This is a genomic window from Stenotrophomonas sp. AGC87 (assembly GCF_057333975.1).
In genome coordinates, this window is sequence record NZ_JBHFHW010000003.1 from 1 (window position 1) to 15,546 (window position 15,546).

Sequence of the window (15,546 nt, forward strand, 5' to 3'; positions counted from 1 at the left end):
ACCAGCGCCACGCTTGGCTTCCCCCTGCTTACCGCACGCCGCGCCCCGTAGCGGCCGGGAGACATTTGCGCGAAGGGCACACGTGTACAGCTCACAAAAAAAAACCCGGCATTGCCGGGGTTTTTTCATGCCTGTGCGGAAGGATCAGGCCGCCTTTTCCAGCGTGCCCATGTCGATGACGAAGCGGTACCGCACATCGTTCTTCGCCATGCGCTCCCAGGCCTCGTTGACGGTCTTGATGTCGATCACTTCCACGTCGCTGACGATGTTGTGCTCGGCACAGAAGTCCATCATTTCCTGCGTCTCAGCCATGCCGCCGATCGCCGAGCCGGTGATGTGCTTGCGGCCGAACATCACCGAAGCGCCCATCAGCGGCGGATCCAGCTCGGTCAGCACGCCGACCAGGCACATGGTGGCATCGCGCTTGAGCAGGGACATGTACGGGTTGGTGTCGTGGCTGACCGGGATGGTGTTGAGCAGGAAGTCGAAGCTGCCCGCATGGGCCTTCATCTGCGCCGGATCACGCGAGACCAGCACTTCATCGGCGCCCAGGCGCTTGGCATCGGCGCCCTTTTCCGGGGTGGTGGTGATCATCACCACGGTGGCGCCCATCGCCTTGGCGAACTTCACGCCCATGTGGCCCAGGCCACCGAGGCCGATCACGCCGACCTTCTGGCCGGGGCCGACCTTCCAGTGGCGCAACGGCGAATAGGTGGTGATGCCAGCGCACAGCAGCGGCGCGGCGGCCTTGAGGTCGAGCGTTTCGGACACCTTCACCACGAAGCGCTGCTCGACCACGATGTGGTCGGAGTAGCCGCCGAAGGTCGGCTGGCCGCTCTCGCGCTCGGTGCTGTTGTAGGTGAAGGTCGCGCCCTTCTCGCAGTACTGCTCCAGATCTTCATCGCAGGCCGCGCAGTGGCGGCAGGAATCGACCATGCAGCCGACGCCGGCGAAATCGCCGACCTTGAAGCCGGTGACGTTGGCGCCGACCTCGGTCACGCGGCCGATGATCTCGTGGCCGGGCACCATCGGGAACTTGGAACCACCCCAGTCGTCACGGGCCTGATGCAGATCGGAGTGGCAGATGCCACTGAAGAGAATCTCGATGCGCACGTCATCGGGACCGGCCGGGCGGCGTTCGAAGGAGAACGGCACCAGCGGCGCGGTCTGGTCGTGCACCGCATAACCATGGGCGAGGGACATGGGGGAATCCTTGGCAGGTTTGTAGAAAGGCGCTTTACAATACGCCCCGATCCCGTGCACAAAAAGTCAGGATATCGGCATGATTCATCAAGTGAAACGGGATAATCATGGCCACTGACAACCTGACCCATCTGGCCGCCTTCGCCGCCGTGGCCCGCCACCGCAGCTTCCGCAAGGCCGGGGCTGAGCTGGCGCTGTCCACCTCGGCGGTCAGTTATGCGATCCGCGCGCTGGAAGAGCGCCTGGGCGTGGGCCTGTTCCACCGCACCACCCGCAGCGTGGCCCTCACCGAAGCCGGTCAGCGCCTGCTGGAGCGCCTGCAACCCGCGCTTGGGCAGGTGCACGACGCACTGGAAGAAATGAATCACTTCCGTGCGGCACCGGCTGGCCTGTTGCGCATCAACGCCACCCGCGCCGCCGTGCAGACCCAGCTTGGCCCGCGGCTGGCGCGCTTTCTGCAAGCCCACCCGGATGTGCGCCTGGAGCTGGCCCAGGATGACGGTCTGGTCGATATCGTCGCCGGCGGTTACGACGCCGGTGTGCGCCTGCACGAATCGGTCCCGGAAGACATGGTCGCGGTGCCGCTGGGACCGGCGCTGCGCGGTTTGATCGTGGGTGCGCCAGCATATCTGGCAGGGCGCGAGATACCGCGGCACCCCCGTGATCTGCATCACCATGAGTGTGTGCGGTTCCGCTTCGCCAGCGGCCATCTCTACAAGTGGCAGTTCGAACGCGATGGCCAGGCGCTGGAAATAGACGTGCCCGGGCGCCTCACGTTGGGTGACCAGAACACCATTCTGCAGGCGGTGGTGGACGGGCTGGGGCTGGCCTACGTGCTGGAGGATTCTGCGCGTCCGTATCTGGACGACGGCCGGCTGGTGGCGGTGCTGGAAGACTGGAGCGAGCCGTTCGCCGGCTTTGCGGTGTATTACCCGCGGCAGCGGCAGATGTCGTCCGCGCTGCGGGCGTTCATTGATCTGCTGCGGGGGTAACGGCCGCGGTTTACCTATGCCCCGGATGCTCGCTCTTCAAAGGCAGATGCCGCATTCTGCGCGTGCACCTCGCATCGGAGGAGATGTATCTGGCTTCGAGTGGTGCAGCTCCACGCCCTGTCCTCATCAACGGTGAAATGGATGCGTAACCGACGATTCGTGAACATTCTGGCGCTGGTCGGCGGTGCCGCCCTTGCGCTGTATGGGGTGCTGATCCTGATGATCGCAACGACGGGAGATGTTACGCAGGGCCGCACAGCACTGGCGTGTGGCGGTGCAGGACTGCTGCTTGTCGGGGCGCCATTGCTGGCCCTGCCATTCTCCAACCGTGTCTCAAAGACGCTCGCGTTATTGGCGTTGGTCAGCTTCGCTGTGCTCGCAGGCTGGCTTGCGTTCTGGCCCCAGCCGGGCATCTCGCCTGATCCGCTCGTTCAGACCGCGGTAGTGGCATTTGCGGTATTGGTTGTCGGCCGCATCCATCTGGCACGCCGCCGCCGACTCTCGGACCATCAGCCCTGATCAGTCCTGGCGCAGAACCTACTGCAGAAAGGGTTGGTTTTGCGGATGCTGTATACTCACCCCCAGTATAGTTAACTGGCCTTGCCCCGATGCCTCATTCCCCGCAGGAAAAAAAGCGCGTTCTCGCCCGGGTCCGTCGGATCCGCGGTCAGTGCGATGCGCTGGACCGCGCGCTGGAAGCCGGGGCCGAGTGCGGGCCGGTGCTGCAGCAGATTGCTGCGATCCGCGGTGCCGTCAACGGGCTGATGTCCGAAGTGATGGAAGCGCATCTGCGCGAAGAATTCGGGCAGCCGGCCCAATCCGATGCGCAGCGCGACGAGCGCGTGCGCGAGATGAGCATGCTGATCCGGTCCTACCTCAAATGAGTGCGCGGGCGACCGCGTGCTGCCACATTCTGTTCCCTGCCTTGGAGTGCTCCCCATGAAATCCCGTGCCGCTGTTGCCTTCGCCGCTGGCGAACCGCTGAAGATCGTCGAGATCGACGTCGCCCCGCCGCAGAAGGGCGAAGTGCTGGTCAAGATCACCCACACCGGCGTCTGCCACACCGATGCGTTCACCCTGTCTGGTGATGATCCGGAAGGCCTGTTCCCGGCCGTACTCGGCCATGAAGGCGCGGGCATCGTGGTCGAAGTGGGCGAGGGCGTCACCAGCGTCAAGCCGGGCGACCACGTGATCCCGCTGTACACGGCCGAGTGCGGCGAGTGCCTGTTCTGCAAGAGCGGAAAGACCAACCTGTGTGTCGCCGTGCGCGCCACTCAGGGGAAGGGTGTGATGCCCGATGGCACCACCCGCTTCAGCTACAACGGCGAGCCGATCTACCACTACATGGGCTGCTCCACCTTCAGCGAATACACCGTGGTGGCCGAAGTCTCGCTGGCCAAGATCAACCCGGAGGCCAACCCGGAACACGTGTGTCTGCTCGGCTGCGGCGTCACCACCGGCATCGGTGCGGTGCACAACACTGCCAAGGTGCAGGAAGGGGATTCGGTGGCGGTGTTCGGGCTGGGCGGTATCGGCCTGGCGGTCATCCAGGGCGCGCGCCAGGCCAAGGCCGGCCGCATCTTCGCGATCGATACCAACCCCTCCAAGTTCGAGTTGGCCAAGCAGTTCGGTGCCACCGACTGTGTCAACCCGAAGGATCATGACAAGCCGATCCAGCAGGTGATCGTCGAGATGACCACCTGGGGCGTGGACCATACCTTCGAGTGCATCGGCAACGTCAACGTGATGCGTGCGGCGCTGGAATGCGCACACCGTGGCTGGGGCCAGTCCGTGGTGATCGGTGTGGCCGGCTCGGGTCAGGAAATCTCGACCCGTCCGTTCCAGCTGGTCACCGGCCGCTCGTGGAAGGGCACCGCGTTCGGTGGCGTCAAGGGCCGCAGCCAACTGCCGGGTATGGTCGAAGATGCGATGAAGGGCGACATCGAGCTGGCCCCGTTCGTGACCCACACGATGGGCCTGGACGAGATCAACGACGCGTTCGATCTGATGCATGAAGGTAAGTCGATCCGCTCGGTCGTGCATTTCTGAGCCACTACGGGCGGCGCGTGGTCCGCGCCGCCCCTACGGAGAATCACCATGGAACGCATCGAACATCGCGCCGCGTCCGGCGGTTGGCAGGACGTGTACCGCCACACCTCGCAGGTGCTGGGGTGCGAGATGAATGTCGCCGTGTATCTGCCGCCGCAGGCCGCCACGCAGAAGCTGCCGGTGCTGTACTGGCTCAGCGGGCTGACCTGCAACGAACAGAACTTCATCACCAAGGCCGGCGCGCAGCGTTACGCCGCCGAGCATGGCGTGATCCTGGTCGCGCCGGACACCAGCCCGCGCGGCGATGACGTCGCCGACGCCGAGGGCTACGACCTGGGCAAGGGGGCGGGTTTCTATTTGAACGCCACCGAGCAGCCGTGGGCGCCGCATTACCGCATGTACGACTACGTAGTGGAGGAGCTGCCGGCGTTGATCGAGGCGCACTTCCCGACGACGGGCGCGCGCGGTATCAGTGGCCACTCGATGGGGGGCCATGGCGCGCTGGTGATCGCGTTGAAGAATCCGGGTCGCTACAGGAGCGTCTCGGCGTTCTCGCCGATCGTCGCGCCGACCCGCGTGCCGTGGGGGCAGAAGGCCTTCACCGCGTACCTGGGTGAGGACCGTGCCAGTTGGGCAGCGTGGGATGCCAGCGAGCTGGTCGCCACCGCGGCCGAGCGCCTGCCGTTGCTGGTGGACCAAGGCGGTGGTGATGAGTTCCTCGACACCCAGCTGCAGCCGCAATGGTTGCAGGCGGCCTGCACGGCGGCCGGTCATCCGCTGACGCTGCGCCTGCAGCCCGGTTACGACCACAGCTATTACTTCATCAGCAGCTTCATCGGCGAGCACATCGCGCATCACGCCAAGGCGCTGCACGGTTGATGCCCGCCCAACGGCCACGCGGAAGCGTGGCCGTTGCGTCGCTCATTGGCGATCGTAGGAGAACTGGATGCCGGCAGTGCCGCCCGTCTGGATGAAAAGATCCATGAACGCCGGCACCGTGTCCTGGCGCTGCCAATCACGCTGCAGCTCACAGAACAGCTGCGGGACGCTGATCATCCTGCCGCCGGCCTGTTCTATGCGGCGCAGGCCCGCGTCGTGCGCGGCCAGGGACGTGCCGCCAACGGCATCGACCACGACGTACACCTCATAGCCCTCCTTCAGGGCATCCAGGGCGGGGAAGGTCAGACAGGCTTCGGTCCACAGGGCGGTCATGATCAGCTTGCGGCGCCCGGTGGCCTGCACCGCTTCGCGGAATGCGGTGTCTTCCCACGAATTGATCGTGGTGCGGTCGTAGGTGGGATGGTCGGCCAGCACCTTGCGCAGCTGCGGAATCGGCGGTTTGTTGAGGCCGCTGCGCACATTGACCGTGGAATGCACGATCGGCAGCCCGTAGGCGACGGCGGCCTTGGCGGTGCCGACGATGTTGTTGACCAGCAACTGCCGGTCCATCGAGGCGATCGAGTTCACCTGTACCGGCTGGTAGTCGATGATGATGAAGGCGGCGTTCTGCGGGGTCAGCAGGTGATCGGTGACAGGATCACGGATGGGTTCGCTTGCCATGGGAAATACTCCTGGGCATTGGGAGGGGCCGTGGGCGGCCGGGAGATGGCGATGGCAACGACCATCGCCACGGAGGACGGGGGGGGCGTCAATCGCGCTGCGAATCCAGCACTTCGCCGGAATTACGCCTGGGCGATCTGGCCGAAGCGGCCACCCTTGAAATCGGCGAAGGCCTGGCTGATGTCGTCCTGGCTGTTCATCACGAAGGGCCCGTAGCCCACGATCGGCTCATCGATCGGTTCGCCGCTGAGCACCAGCACGGTGGCATCGTTGTTGGCCTCGATCTGAAGCGCGCTGCCATCGCGATCGAGCATCACCAGCTGCGCCTCGTGCACGGCCTGGCTGCCATTGACCTGCACGCTGCCGCGCAGCACGACCAGGGCGACGTGGCGTCCCTCCGGTACCGGCAGCCGGGCGCTGTGCCCCTGGAGCAGGCGCAGGTCCCATACATCCATCGGCGTGAAGGTGCGCGCGGGGCCACGCTGGCCATCGAACTCACCGGCGATCACGCGCACGCGGCCCGCCTGGTCCGGCAAGGCCACCGACGGAATCTGCGCGTCCAGCAGGGTCTGGTAGCCGGGCGCGGCCATCTTGTCCTTGGCCGGCAGATTCACCCAGAGCTGCACCATCTCCAGCGTGCCGCCGGTGCGGGTGAAGGCGTGGGAGTGGAACTCTTCATGCAGGATGCCGGAGGCGGCGGTCATCCACTGCACATCGCCCGGGCCGATGGTGCCGCCGGCGCCGGTGGAGTCGCGATGCTCGACCTCGCCCTCATAGACGATGGTGACGGTCTCGAAGCCGCGGTGCGGATGCTGGCCAACGCCGCGGGGCTGCGCGGCCGGGGTGAACGCCATCGGACCGGCGTAGTCCAGCAGCAGGAACGGGCTGACCTGCTGGCCGTGGCTGGAATAGGAAAACAGGGTCCGGGCCGGGAAGCCGTCGCCCACCCAATGCGCCTTCGGGGCGCTGTAGATGCCGAGAATCTTCTTCATGTCGCACTCCTCCGGGGCCAAGCCCCTGTCTGATGGAGGAGATGATGGATTCAGGACGCTGGTGCCGGTAGTCGGCAGAATCTATCCTCATAGTCCTATTTCGTGAACGCTGGAGGCGCCATGCAGGATCTCAATGACCTCTACTATTTCGCCCAAGTGGTCGATCACGGCGGTTTCGCGCCGGCGGGACGGGCGCTGGGCATGCCCAAGTCCAAGCTCAGCCGCCGGGTGGCGTTGCTCGAAGAGCGGCTGGGGGTACGGTTGATCCAACGCTCGACGCGGCACTTCTCGGTCACCGAGGTCGGCCAGACCTTCCATGCGCACTGCAAGGCGATGCTGGTCGAAGCCGAGGCTGCGCAGGAGGCGATCGAACTCACCCGCAGCGAGCCGCGCGGCATCGTCCGCGTGGCCTGCCCGGTCGCGCTGCTGGACACGCGCGTCGGCGAGATGATCGCGGCCTTCCTGGCGCAGTGCCCGGGGGTGGAGATACAGCTGGACGCCACCAACCGCCGGGTCGATCTGATTGCCGAGGGCATCGATATCGCGATCCGGGTGCGGCCACCGCCGCTGCAGGACACCGAGCTGGTGATGCGGGTGCTGGCCGAGCGCAGCCAGTGCCTGGTCGCCAGCCCGGCGTTGATTGAGCGGCTGGGCCTGCCGCAGGTGCCGGCCGATCTCGCCGCGTTGCCGAGCATGGAGCTGGGCCTGCCGCAGAACGAGCATGTCTGGAATCTGTTCGGCCCGGACGGCACGCGCGCGGACATCCATCATCGGCCGCGCCTTGTCACCCGCGGCATGCTGACCCTGCGCGCAGCCGCGGTGGCGGGCGTGGGCGTGGTGCAGCTGCCAAGGATGATGGTGTGTGACCAGATCGCCGCCGGCACGCTGGTGCATGTGCTGCCCGCGTGGGCGCCACGGCGGGAAATCATCCACGCGGTGTTCCCCTCCCGGCGCGGGCTATTGCCCTCGGTGCGCGCGCTGATCGATTTTCTGGCGGAACGCTTCCAGCAGCTCGAGGAAGAGTAACCGGCGCGCCCCGCCGCCTTGCCGCACCCACCCCGTCAACGCGGGATGAATTGATCCCCAGGTGCCGGGCAACCTTGTATGTTGGTCGCAACGCCGCATCGGGATGGGAAGCCGCATGGTGGTCTGGCTGTCGGTGCTGTACCTGCTGTGCCACGGCATCGCGCTGGTGCTGCTGCCCGCGCATGCGCTGCCGGTGTCCTATGCGTTCCTGATCGGGGCGCCCCTGCTGGCCGGGCTGGCCTGTGTGTGGCGGGGGCGCCGCAGCGCGTCGCTCGTCGGCTGGTTCGCGATGGCGCTGGGCATGGGCTGTGGGCGGCCGGCATGGCGCTGAACATGTATCAGGAGGTCGGCCGCGGCAATGCCGATGCGACGCCGGGGCTGAGCATGCTGTTGTACGTGCTGTACGGCGTGCCGCTCACGTTTGCGATGGCCCATCCCCGGCAGGAGCCGTGGTATCTCAGTCTGATCGATGCGCTGCTCGCGCTGCTGCTGGGCTACCTGTTCTTCGTCTACACGTTCTCCTTCGCCACGCTCAACGATGCGGGCGAGGAGGGCATCGAGCACCTGCGACTGATGTTCGATGTGGAGAACATTTTCATCGCCGGCTTTGCGCTGCTGCGCTGGCGGGCGAGCGAAGATCCCTCGCGGCGCGTGTTCTTCCGCACGTTGTGCGCGTTCGCCTGGGTATACCTGGGCATTGCCGCGTACATCAATCATGTCGAGACGGAGGGCAGCTACGGTGGCCTGGTCGATCTGCTGATCGATGTCCCGTTCCTGTTGCTGGCGATCATGGCGCTGCGGCCTTCCCGACGCGGCGACGTGCGCGTACCGCGCACACTGGTGATGGCCGTGCGTGCGGGCAGCCCGCTGATCCTGGCGTTGTCGCTGATGGTGGTGTCGGCCCTGATGGTCCGTGACCATCCGTACCTGGCCGTCGCGGGGTTCGTGCTGGCCACGCTGGGCTAGGGCCTGCGCAGCGTGCTGATGCAGATGCATTCGTTCGCGCGCCAGGACCAGCTCGATGCGCTGTCGCGGATCGACAGCCTTACCGGCCTGGCCAACCGCCGGCAGTTCGACCAGAGCCTGCGTGACGCGTGGGAGCGGGCGCGGCGCAGCGGGCAGGGCATCGCATTGCTGATGGTGGATATCGACTGCTTCAAGGACTTCAATGACCGGTACGGTCACCCGGCCGGTGACCAGTGCCTGCGCCTGGTCGCCGCGACGCTGGCCGGCTGCGCGGTGCGCAGCACCGATCTGGTTGCCCGTTATGGCGGTGAGGAATTCGCCGTGGTGGTGGCATCGACGCCGCTGGCAGGCGCCCCTGCACTCGCCGAGCGCATGCGCCATGCAGTGGAGCAGCTGCAGTTGCCCTCCGCTGAGTCGGGACGACCGGTGACCATCAGCATCGGCGTCGGGACCGTGCCGAGGGTGTTGGAAGCCGATCCTGGCGAGCTGCTGGTGGCGGCGGATGCCGCGCTGTACGCGGCCAAGCGGGGCGGGCGCAATCGGGTGGACGCGGGCGGCGAGCCGGGCTGAGCGCGATCACCGCCCACGCCGGGCCAAGGCACGGCCGCGGCCGATGGATGACGGCACGCCGGCGTTCGCTCAGGCATCGCCACCGCGCACTTCCACCAGCACCGGGCAGGGCGCATGGTCCACCGTCCACTGCCCGACCGAGCGGTCCAGCAGGCGCTCCATGCGCGAAAGATGGCGGTGGCCGATGACGATCAAGTCACAGCCGTGCTGGCGGGCATGGTCGCAGATCACCTGCGCCGGCTCGCCGGCTGGGTGGTGGCCGATGCCGTCGATGCCGCGCTCGCGCAGGCTGCCCAGCGCGGTGGCTAGCAGACGCTCGGCCTGGTGGACCTGGTCATCGGCGGCCGGGTATTCGGCATGGTCGGCGCGCGGCGCGTCATCGGGCAGCGCGAAGGCGGGGTCCAGCACGCACAGCAGGTGCAACCGGGTGGAAGGCCCGGCCAGCGACGCGGCCAGGCCCAGTACCTGCGCGTGCTGTTGGCCGCCATCCAGGGCGACGAGGATCTTGGTGAACATCGGCATTCTCGGCAGAGGGGCCGCTAGGGTCGCGCACCGTCGGGGCCGGACCCATGCCGTGCGCCGCAGCTGAGCCGTGCGCTGGGTGCACCAATCCGGGTTTTGGATTGCAGTAAAGTCACCGCCACACGATGAAGGTGATACTGCCGTGACCATGCCCGATCTGAACCTGCTCATTGCCTTGGATGCCCTGATCGAGGAGGGCAGCGTCGTGGGCGCGGCGCGGCGGATGAACCTCAGTGCCCCGGCGATGAGCCGTACCCTGGGCCGCATCCGCGAGGCGATCGGCGATCCGGTGCTGGTCCGCGCCGGCCGTGGCCTGGCCCCGACCCCGCGCGCGCTGCAGCTGCGTGAGCAGGTGCGCGGGGTGATCGAGCAGGCCCACCTGGTCTTCAACGCCGGCCGCGAGGTCGACATGCTGACGCTGGAGCGCACCTTCAGCATCCGCGCCAACGATGTGTTTGTCGGCACTTATGGTGGCCGCATGCGCGAACTGTTCAACGCGCAGGCGCCGTGTTCGGTGTTGCGGTTCGTGCCCGAGGGCGATGGGGACGACGATGCGATGGCGCAGGGCCGGATCGATCTGCACATCAGTGCGGTCAGCAAGCTGAGCGCCGATACCAAGGTGCAGAACCTGTTCAGCACCTCGTTCTTCGGTGCCGCCCACGAGGGCCACCCGATCTTCGCCGGCGAGATCACTGCCGAGCGCTTCGTGGCCTTCGACCACATCGCCGTATCGCGCCGTGGCCGTTGGTATGGCCCGATCGATGAGGACCTGCAAGCGCTGGGGCTGACCCGGCGCGTCGCGCAGATCATGCCGACCTTCCACTCGGCGATCTTCGCCGCGGCCGATTCGGACCTGATCCTGCCGCAGATGCCCAGCGTGATGCTGGGCCGGCTGGAACGCCTCGGGGTACCGCTGCGCCTGTTTGAACTGCCGATTCCGGTCCGCAGCGCGATTGTCGTGCAGGCATGGCATCCCCGCCTGGACAGCGATCTGGCGCATCGCTGGCTGCGCCGCAGCATCAAGGCGATGTGCGACGCGGAGTCCACGCAGGCCTGACGCACTGCGGCCACGGCCGCCTGCACGGTCACCGGTGAGGCGTGCGTGGGATGCACGCCAGCGATGGCCGGTGCAGCATTTTTCGCAGCATCGGCGCTGCCTAGACTGCCGCTCCCCGTCGTGGAGTGGACCCATGTCCGTGTTGTTCGCGTTGCATCCCCCGTACCCGGGTGGTGTTCGATGACTGCTGTTGCTGCCCCGTTGCCGGCTGCGACTGCCGTGCCGGCCGCACCACCCGCCCAGGCCGCGTTCGGCCTGCGCCTGGCCGTGGGCCTGTGCGGCGTGTTGCTGGCCGTGCTGATCTCCGGCATCAACGAAAACGTCACCAAGGTCGCGCTGGCCGACATCCGGGGCGCGATGGGGTTCAGTGTCGATGACGGCAGCTGGATCATCGCGCTGTACACGGCGATGTCGGTCAGCGCGATGGCGTTTGCACCGTGGTGCGCGGTGACCTTTTCGCTGCGCCGCTTCGCACTGGTGATGATCGGCGCCTTCATGGTACTGGGCGTGCTGTGTCCGTTCGCACCGGATCTGCCCTCGTTCCTGATCCTGCGCGCGCTGCAGGGGCTGGCGGGCGGCGCGCTGCCACCGCTGCTGATGAGCGTGGCGCTGCGCTTCCTGCCGCCGGGCATCAAGTTGTACGGCCTGGCCGGCTATGCGCTGACGGCCACGTTCGGGCCGAGCCTGGGCACACCGATGGCCGCGCTGTGGGTGGACTACGTGGGGTGGCACTGGGCGTTCTGGCAGATCGTGCCGTGGTGTGTGGCCGCGCTGGGCATGGTGGCCTGGGGCCTGCCGCAGGACCCGCTGCGGTTGGAGCGGTTCGCGCAGTTCAACGGGGTCGGCCTGGCGCTCGGGTTCCCGGCGCTGGTGATGCTGGTGATCGGCCTGGTGCAGGGGCCGCGCCTGGACTGGTTCGCCTCGCCGTTGATCTGCCTGCTGCTCGGCGGTGGTACCGGCCTGTTGGCGCTGTTCTTCTACAACGAATGGTCGCACCCGCTGCCGTTCTTCAAGCTGCAGCTGCTGGCCAACCGCAATCTGAGCTACGCGCTGATCACGCTGGGTGGCGTGCTGTTCGTGCTGTTGGCGGTGATCATGATTCCCTCCAGCTTCCTGGCCAAGGTGCAGGGCTACCGGCCGCTGCAGACCGCGCCGATGCTGCTGTGGGTCGCTTTGCCGCAGCTGATCGCGCTGCCGCTGGTGGCGACCCTGCTCAACCAGCGCCGGGTGGACAGCCGCTGGGTGCAGGCGATCGGCCTGGGCCTGCTGGCGTTGGCCTGTGGCCTGGGTGCGCAGCTGACCACCGATTGGCACCGCGACAACTTCGTGTGGCTGCAGGTGATCCAGGTCATCGCCCAGCCGATGGCGGTGCTGCCGCTGCTGATGCTCGCCACCGGCAGCCTGGCGCCGACCGATGGCCCCTTCGCCTCAGCGTGGTTCAACACCGTCAAAGGCTTCGCCGCGGTGCTCGCCGGTGGCCTGCTCGAGGCGGTCACCACCGCGCGCAGCCATCTGCACTCGACCGCGCTGGTCGACCGGATCGGCAACGCGACCTGGCTTGACGCCACCACTGTGCCAGGGCTGGGCGCACGCCTGCATGCGCAGGTGGTCGCGCTGACCTCAGCCGATCTCTATCTCCTCGTCGCGTGGGTGGCGGTGGCGCTGATCGCGCTGATTCCGTGGCTGCCCACACGCATCTATCCGCCACGTGCCGTGGCTTGAATTCAAGGAACTCCCCTGTGTCCCTGCATCGCAATTCCGTTCCCTTCGTCATCGCTGCCGGCCTGCTGCTGCTCGCCGGCGGCGCCTGGTGGCTGCTGCACGATGGCCGCCATCAATCCACCAACAACGCCTATGTCACCGCGGACTTCACCGTGGTCGCGCCGAAGATCGCCGGCTTCGTCAGCGAAGTCCGCGTGCAGGACAACCAGACGGTCAAGGCCGGCGATGTGCTCGCGCGCATCGATGACCGCGACTATCAGGTAGCGCTGGCGGCCGCGCGTGCCGATCTCGCCAATGCACGGGCGCAACTGGCCAATGCGCAGGCCGCGCTGGCGCAGCAGGGTTCGGTGATCGACCAGGCCCAGGCGAGCGTAGACGTCAGCCGCGCCGAGCTCAGCCTCGCCCAGGCCGATCAGCGCCGCTATCAAGCGCTGGCCAGCGACGGTGCTGGCACCGTGCAGAACGCACAGCAGGCGCAGTCGCGCCAGGCGGTGGCCAGTGCGCATCTGCAGCAGGGCACGGCCGCTGTGCTCAATGCGCGCCAGCGCACTGCGTTGCTGACCGCCAGCGTGCAGTCCGCGCAGGCCGCCGTGCAGCGGGCCGACGCCGCACAGGCCCGTGCCGAACTGGATCTGTCGCATACCGAGCTGCGCGCGCCCATCGATGGCATGGTCGGCCGCCGCGCAGCGCGCGTGGGCGCTTACCTCACCCCGGGCACGCCGGTGCTCGCGGTGGTGCCGCTGCAGCAGGCGTTCGTCGTCGCCAACTTCCAGGAAACGCAGATGACGCGCATGCACGCCGGGCAGCGCGTAGACGTGCAGGTGGATGTGTTCCCCGGCCAGCCGCTGCACGGCCGGATCGACAGCATCGCCCCGGCGACCGGGGTGACCTTCGCTGCGATCGCGCCGGAGAACGCCACCGGCAACTTCACCAAGGTGGTGCAACGGATCCCGGTGAAGATCGTGCTCGATCAGGACCAGCCGCTGGCCGGCAAGCTGCGGGCAGGGATGTCGGTGGAGGCGCGCGTGGATCTGGACAGCGGCGCACGTGGGCTGCCGGGGGAGGGCGCATGATGGTCCGGCAGACGTTGCGCCTGATGGCAGGCAGCGCGCTGTGCACCGCACTGGCCGCCTGCACCCTCGGGCCGGACTTCGTGCGGCCCCAGCCAAGCCTGCCAGCGCAATGGGAAGGAAGCGTGATCACGTCCGCCGCCTTCGCTGATGACGCGGCGTGGTGGAACGGCTTCGAGGATCCGCTGTTGGCGGCACTGGCGAGCCAGGCCATGCGCGCCAATCTGGATGTGCAGCTGGCGGCCAACCGCGTCGCGCAGAGCCGCGCGCTGCGCGGAATCAGTGCCGCCGACCGCGCCCCGGCCGTCGGCGCGACGGTCGGCGCCACCCGTGCGCGCAACAGCGAAGTGGGTCTGAACGATCCGTCCGGCAATGCCGGGCGCGAAGACTATGGGCTGTTCCAGGCTGGTATCGGCCTGAGCTGGGAGCTGGATCTCTGGGGCCGCGTGCGCCGCCAGGTGGAGATCGCCGATGCCCGCGTGCAGATCGCCAGCGAAGACTGGCATGCGGTGCAGACCGCGGTGATGGCCGAAACCGCCGGTACCTATCTGCAGCTGCGCGCGACGCGTCAGTTGCTGGCGATCACCGAAGACAACCTGCACATTGCGCGCGACGTGCAGCGGCTGACCCTTTCCCGCCAGCAGCAGGGCGTGGCCACCACGTTGCAGGTGGCGAGCGCGGCCGCACAGGTGGCTGCACTGGAGGCGCGGGTGGCACCGCTGCAACATCGGCAATCGCAGCTGCGCAATGCGCTGGCCCTGCTGCTGGGGCGCTCCCCGCAGGCGCTGGACGCACAGCTGGAAACCGCGCGGCGCGATTGGCCGGCATTGCCCGGCACGGCGGCTGGCCTCCCCAGCGACCTGGTCGAGCGCCGCCCGGACATCCGCCGCGCCGAAGCGGCCCTGCATGCGGCGACTGCTGGCATCGGTGTGGCCAAGGCCAACTTCCTGCCGCGCATCACCCTCAATGGCGATGCCGGCTTCCAGGCCAAACAGCTCGACGACCTGGACGGCTGGAACGCCCATCGTTTCAGCATCGGCCCGGCGATCAGTCTGCCGATCTTCCAGGGTGGCAGATTGAAAGCCAACCTCGCTCTGAGCCGGTTGCAGGAGCGCCATGCTGCGCTGCAGTTCCAGAAGACGGTGCTGCAGGCCTGGCACGATGTGGACGATGCGATCGACGGCTACAGCGCCGAGCAGCAACGCGGGAAGGCGCTGCAGGTGGCGGTGGAGCAAAGCGATCGTGCCTTGGTCGCTGCGCGTCGTCAGTACCAGGCCGGTGTGATCGACATGCTCGACGTGCTGACCACCCAGCGCATCGCCCTGGACAACCAGGCGGCGCTGGCCGGCAGCCTGGCGGCGGCCGCGATCGCCCGGGTGGATCTGTATCGCGCGCTGGGCGGTGGGTGGGACGATGGCGATGCCGGCGTGGCCCTCACTGGCAGCGCGTCGGCTGCCAGCGGGGCGGGCAACATGGCTCAACGCACGTTGCGCAGTTCCCAGTGACTGCCGGCCAGCATGCGCAGGCGCTGCTTGAACACGTCGCTGTCGATGCTGGTGGTGGCGCAGAGGTTGATCCGCAGATCATCCTGCGCGCCGGTCACGGTGGCGGACGGATCGGTCGCGCCCCACTGCGGGTCAACGGCGTCGGGATCGTCCTGCTTGGCGCGCCAGCGGTCGAACAGCACCGGGGTGCGCAGGGCGTTCTGAAGTTCCTCGGCCAGGCCCGCCGCGCCCTGGGCGTGGAAGGACAGGTCCGGATCGTTGCCGCGTGCCTTGGCCGGGTCCGGCAGGCTGATGTCATAACTAACTGGCATG

The 15,546-nt window shown here is 67.4% G+C and carries 18 protein-coding genes; 13 read left to right on the forward strand and 5 right to left on the reverse strand.

Going from position 1 to position 15,546, the window contains the following annotated elements; translation table 11 throughout:
- Positions 1 to 144: 144 nt before the first annotated feature.
- Positions 145 to 1,203: an NAD(P)-dependent alcohol dehydrogenase gene (locus ACE026_RS00750; protein WP_313209118.1), complete on the reverse strand. Its 1,059-nt coding sequence runs from the start codon at positions 1,201 to 1,203 to the stop codon at positions 145 to 147.
- A 107-nt stretch (positions 1,204 to 1,310) separates the two neighbouring features.
- On the opposite strand from ACE026_RS00750, the gene ACE026_RS00755 reads away from it, so the two are divergent.
- The 5 genes from ACE026_RS00755 to fghA all read left to right on the forward strand — a co-directional run bounded on the left by ACE026_RS00755 (position 1,311) and on the right by fghA (position 5,123).
- Entirely contained in the window at positions 1,311 to 2,195 is an 885-nt protein-coding gene (locus tag ACE026_RS00755) for a LysR family transcriptional regulator (protein WP_346481990.1), read from the forward strand.
- A 102-nt stretch (positions 2,196 to 2,297) separates the two neighbouring features.
- A complete protein-coding gene (locus ACE026_RS00760; RefSeq protein WP_486037094.1) occupies positions 2,298 to 2,714 on the forward strand; it encodes a hypothetical protein in 417 nt (138 codons plus the stop codon).
- Positions 2,715 to 2,803: 89 nt separating this feature from the next.
- A complete protein-coding gene (locus ACE026_RS00765) occupies positions 2,804 to 3,079 on the forward strand; it encodes a metal/formaldehyde-sensitive transcriptional repressor (RefSeq protein WP_019183747.1) in 276 nt (91 codons plus the stop codon).
- 55 nt (positions 3,080 to 3,134) lie between these two features.
- Complete coding sequence (locus ACE026_RS00770; protein ID WP_486037096.1) at positions 3,135 to 4,244, forward strand: S-(hydroxymethyl)glutathione dehydrogenase/class III alcohol dehydrogenase; 1,110 nt, start codon at positions 3,135 to 3,137, stop codon at positions 4,242 to 4,244.
- Between the two features lie 48 nt (positions 4,245 to 4,292).
- Positions 4,293 to 5,123, forward strand: a complete 831-nt coding sequence (gene fghA, locus ACE026_RS00775; RefSeq protein WP_486037098.1) for an S-formylglutathione hydrolase — start codon at positions 4,293 to 4,295, stop codon at positions 5,121 to 5,123.
- Positions 5,124 to 5,165: 42 nt separating this feature from the next.
- On the opposite strand, the gene ACE026_RS00780 is transcribed toward fghA, so the two are convergent.
- Complete coding sequence (locus ACE026_RS00780; RefSeq protein ID WP_346494189.1) at positions 5,166 to 5,804, reverse strand: hydrolase; 639 nt, start codon at positions 5,802 to 5,804, stop codon at positions 5,166 to 5,168.
- A 122-nt stretch (positions 5,805 to 5,926) separates the two neighbouring features.
- Positions 5,927 to 6,796: a pirin family protein gene (locus ACE026_RS00785; RefSeq protein WP_486037100.1), complete on the reverse strand. Its 870-nt coding sequence runs from the start codon at positions 6,794 to 6,796 to the stop codon at positions 5,927 to 5,929.
- A gap of 120 nt (positions 6,797 to 6,916) precedes the next feature.
- Between ACE026_RS00785 and ACE026_RS00790 the strand changes: the two genes are divergently transcribed.
- The 4 genes from ACE026_RS00790 (at position 6,917) to ACE026_RS00805 (ending at position 9,358) form a co-directional block, all read left to right on the forward strand.
- On the forward strand, positions 6,917 to 7,822 hold the full coding sequence (locus ACE026_RS00790; protein WP_481540505.1) for a LysR family transcriptional regulator: 906 nt from the start codon (positions 6,917 to 6,919) through the stop codon (positions 7,820 to 7,822).
- Positions 7,823 to 7,937: 115 nt separating this feature from the next.
- Positions 7,938 to 8,153: a hypothetical protein gene (locus tag ACE026_RS00795; protein WP_486037103.1), complete on the forward strand. Its 216-nt coding sequence runs from the start codon at positions 7,938 to 7,940 to the stop codon at positions 8,151 to 8,153.
- Positions 8,144 to 8,788 (forward strand): hypothetical protein, encoded by a 645-nt coding sequence (locus ACE026_RS00800; protein WP_486037105.1) that lies wholly within the window; start codon positions 8,144 to 8,146, stop codon positions 8,786 to 8,788. The genes ACE026_RS00795 and ACE026_RS00800 overlap by 10 nt, the downstream gene beginning before the upstream one ends.
- An 18-nt stretch (positions 8,789 to 8,806) precedes the next feature.
- Positions 8,807 to 9,358, forward strand: coding sequence for a diguanylate cyclase (locus ACE026_RS00805; protein WP_486037106.1), 552 nt, complete (start codon positions 8,807 to 8,809; stop codon positions 9,356 to 9,358).
- A 69-nt stretch (positions 9,359 to 9,427) separates the two neighbouring features.
- Here the strand turns inward: ACE026_RS00805 and ACE026_RS00810 are convergent, their stop codons facing one another.
- A complete protein-coding gene (locus ACE026_RS00810) occupies positions 9,428 to 9,874 on the reverse strand; it encodes a universal stress protein (protein ID WP_486037108.1) in 447 nt (148 codons plus the stop codon).
- Positions 9,875 to 10,022: 148 nt separating this feature from the next.
- Between ACE026_RS00810 and ACE026_RS00815 the strand changes: the two genes are divergently transcribed.
- The 4 genes from ACE026_RS00815 (at position 10,023) to ACE026_RS00830 (ending at position 15,234) form a co-directional block, all read left to right on the forward strand.
- On the forward strand, positions 10,023 to 10,937 hold the full coding sequence (locus ACE026_RS00815) for a LysR family transcriptional regulator (protein ID WP_486037110.1): 915 nt from the start codon (positions 10,023 to 10,025) through the stop codon (positions 10,935 to 10,937).
- 180 nt (positions 10,938 to 11,117) lie between these two features.
- Positions 11,118 to 12,659, forward strand: coding sequence for an MFS transporter (locus ACE026_RS00820; RefSeq protein WP_486037112.1), 1,542 nt, complete (start codon positions 11,118 to 11,120; stop codon positions 12,657 to 12,659).
- A gap of 17 nt (positions 12,660 to 12,676) precedes the next feature.
- Positions 12,677 to 13,732: an HlyD family secretion protein gene (locus ACE026_RS00825; protein WP_486037114.1), complete on the forward strand. Its 1,056-nt coding sequence runs from the start codon at positions 12,677 to 12,679 to the stop codon at positions 13,730 to 13,732.
- Entirely contained in the window at positions 13,729 to 15,234 is a 1,506-nt protein-coding gene (locus ACE026_RS00830) for an efflux transporter outer membrane subunit (protein ID WP_486037116.1), read from the forward strand. Before ACE026_RS00825 ends, ACE026_RS00830 begins: the two co-directional genes overlap by 4 nt.
- On the opposite strand, the gene ACE026_RS00835 is transcribed toward ACE026_RS00830, so the two are convergent.
- Entirely contained in the window at positions 15,207 to 15,545 is a 339-nt protein-coding gene (locus ACE026_RS00835) for a hypothetical protein (RefSeq protein WP_486037118.1), read from the reverse strand. The two genes, ACE026_RS00830 and ACE026_RS00835, sit on opposite strands and share 28 nt — an antisense overlap.
- Between the last annotated feature and the right edge of the window lies 1 nt (position 15,546).

Bases quoted from the DNA above. Each gene is read 5' to 3' on its own strand.
- ACE026_RS00750 (WP_313209118.1), bottom strand. From the start codon at position 1,203: ATGTCCCTCGCCCATGGTTATGCGGTGCACGACCAGACCGCGCCGCTG.
- ACE026_RS00755 (WP_346481990.1), top strand. From the start codon at position 1,311: ATGGCCACTGACAACCTGACCCATCTGGCCGCCTTCGCCGCCGTGGCC.
- ACE026_RS00765 (WP_019183747.1), top strand. From the start codon at position 2,804: ATGCCTCATTCCCCGCAGGAAAAAAAGCGCGTTCTCGCCCGGGTCCGT.
- ACE026_RS00770 (WP_486037096.1), top strand. From the start codon at position 3,135: ATGAAATCCCGTGCCGCTGTTGCCTTCGCCGCTGGCGAACCGCTGAAG.
- fghA (WP_486037098.1), top strand. From the start codon at position 4,293: ATGGAACGCATCGAACATCGCGCCGCGTCCGGCGGTTGGCAGGACGTG.
- ACE026_RS00780 (WP_346494189.1), bottom strand. From the start codon at position 5,804: ATGGCAAGCGAACCCATCCGTGATCCTGTCACCGATCACCTGCTGACC.
- ACE026_RS00785 (WP_486037100.1), bottom strand. From the start codon at position 6,796: ATGAAGAAGATTCTCGGCATCTACAGCGCCCCGAAGGCGCATTGGGTG.
- ACE026_RS00790 (WP_481540505.1), top strand. From the start codon at position 6,917: ATGCAGGATCTCAATGACCTCTACTATTTCGCCCAAGTGGTCGATCAC.
- ACE026_RS00795 (WP_486037103.1), top strand. From the start codon at position 7,938: ATGGTGGTCTGGCTGTCGGTGCTGTACCTGCTGTGCCACGGCATCGCG.
- ACE026_RS00800 (WP_486037105.1), top strand. From the start codon at position 8,144: ATGGCGCTGAACATGTATCAGGAGGTCGGCCGCGGCAATGCCGATGCG.
- ACE026_RS00805 (WP_486037106.1), top strand. From the start codon at position 8,807: ATGCAGATGCATTCGTTCGCGCGCCAGGACCAGCTCGATGCGCTGTCG.
- ACE026_RS00810 (WP_486037108.1), bottom strand. From the start codon at position 9,874: ATGTTCACCAAGATCCTCGTCGCCCTGGATGGCGGCCAACAGCACGCG.
- ACE026_RS00820 (WP_486037112.1), top strand. From the start codon at position 11,118: ATGACTGCTGTTGCTGCCCCGTTGCCGGCTGCGACTGCCGTGCCGGCC.
- ACE026_RS00830 (WP_486037116.1), top strand. From the start codon at position 13,729: ATGATGGTCCGGCAGACGTTGCGCCTGATGGCAGGCAGCGCGCTGTGC.
- ACE026_RS00835 (WP_486037118.1), bottom strand. From the start codon at position 15,545: ATGCCAGTTAGTTATGACATCAGCCTGCCGGACCCGGCCAAGGCACGC.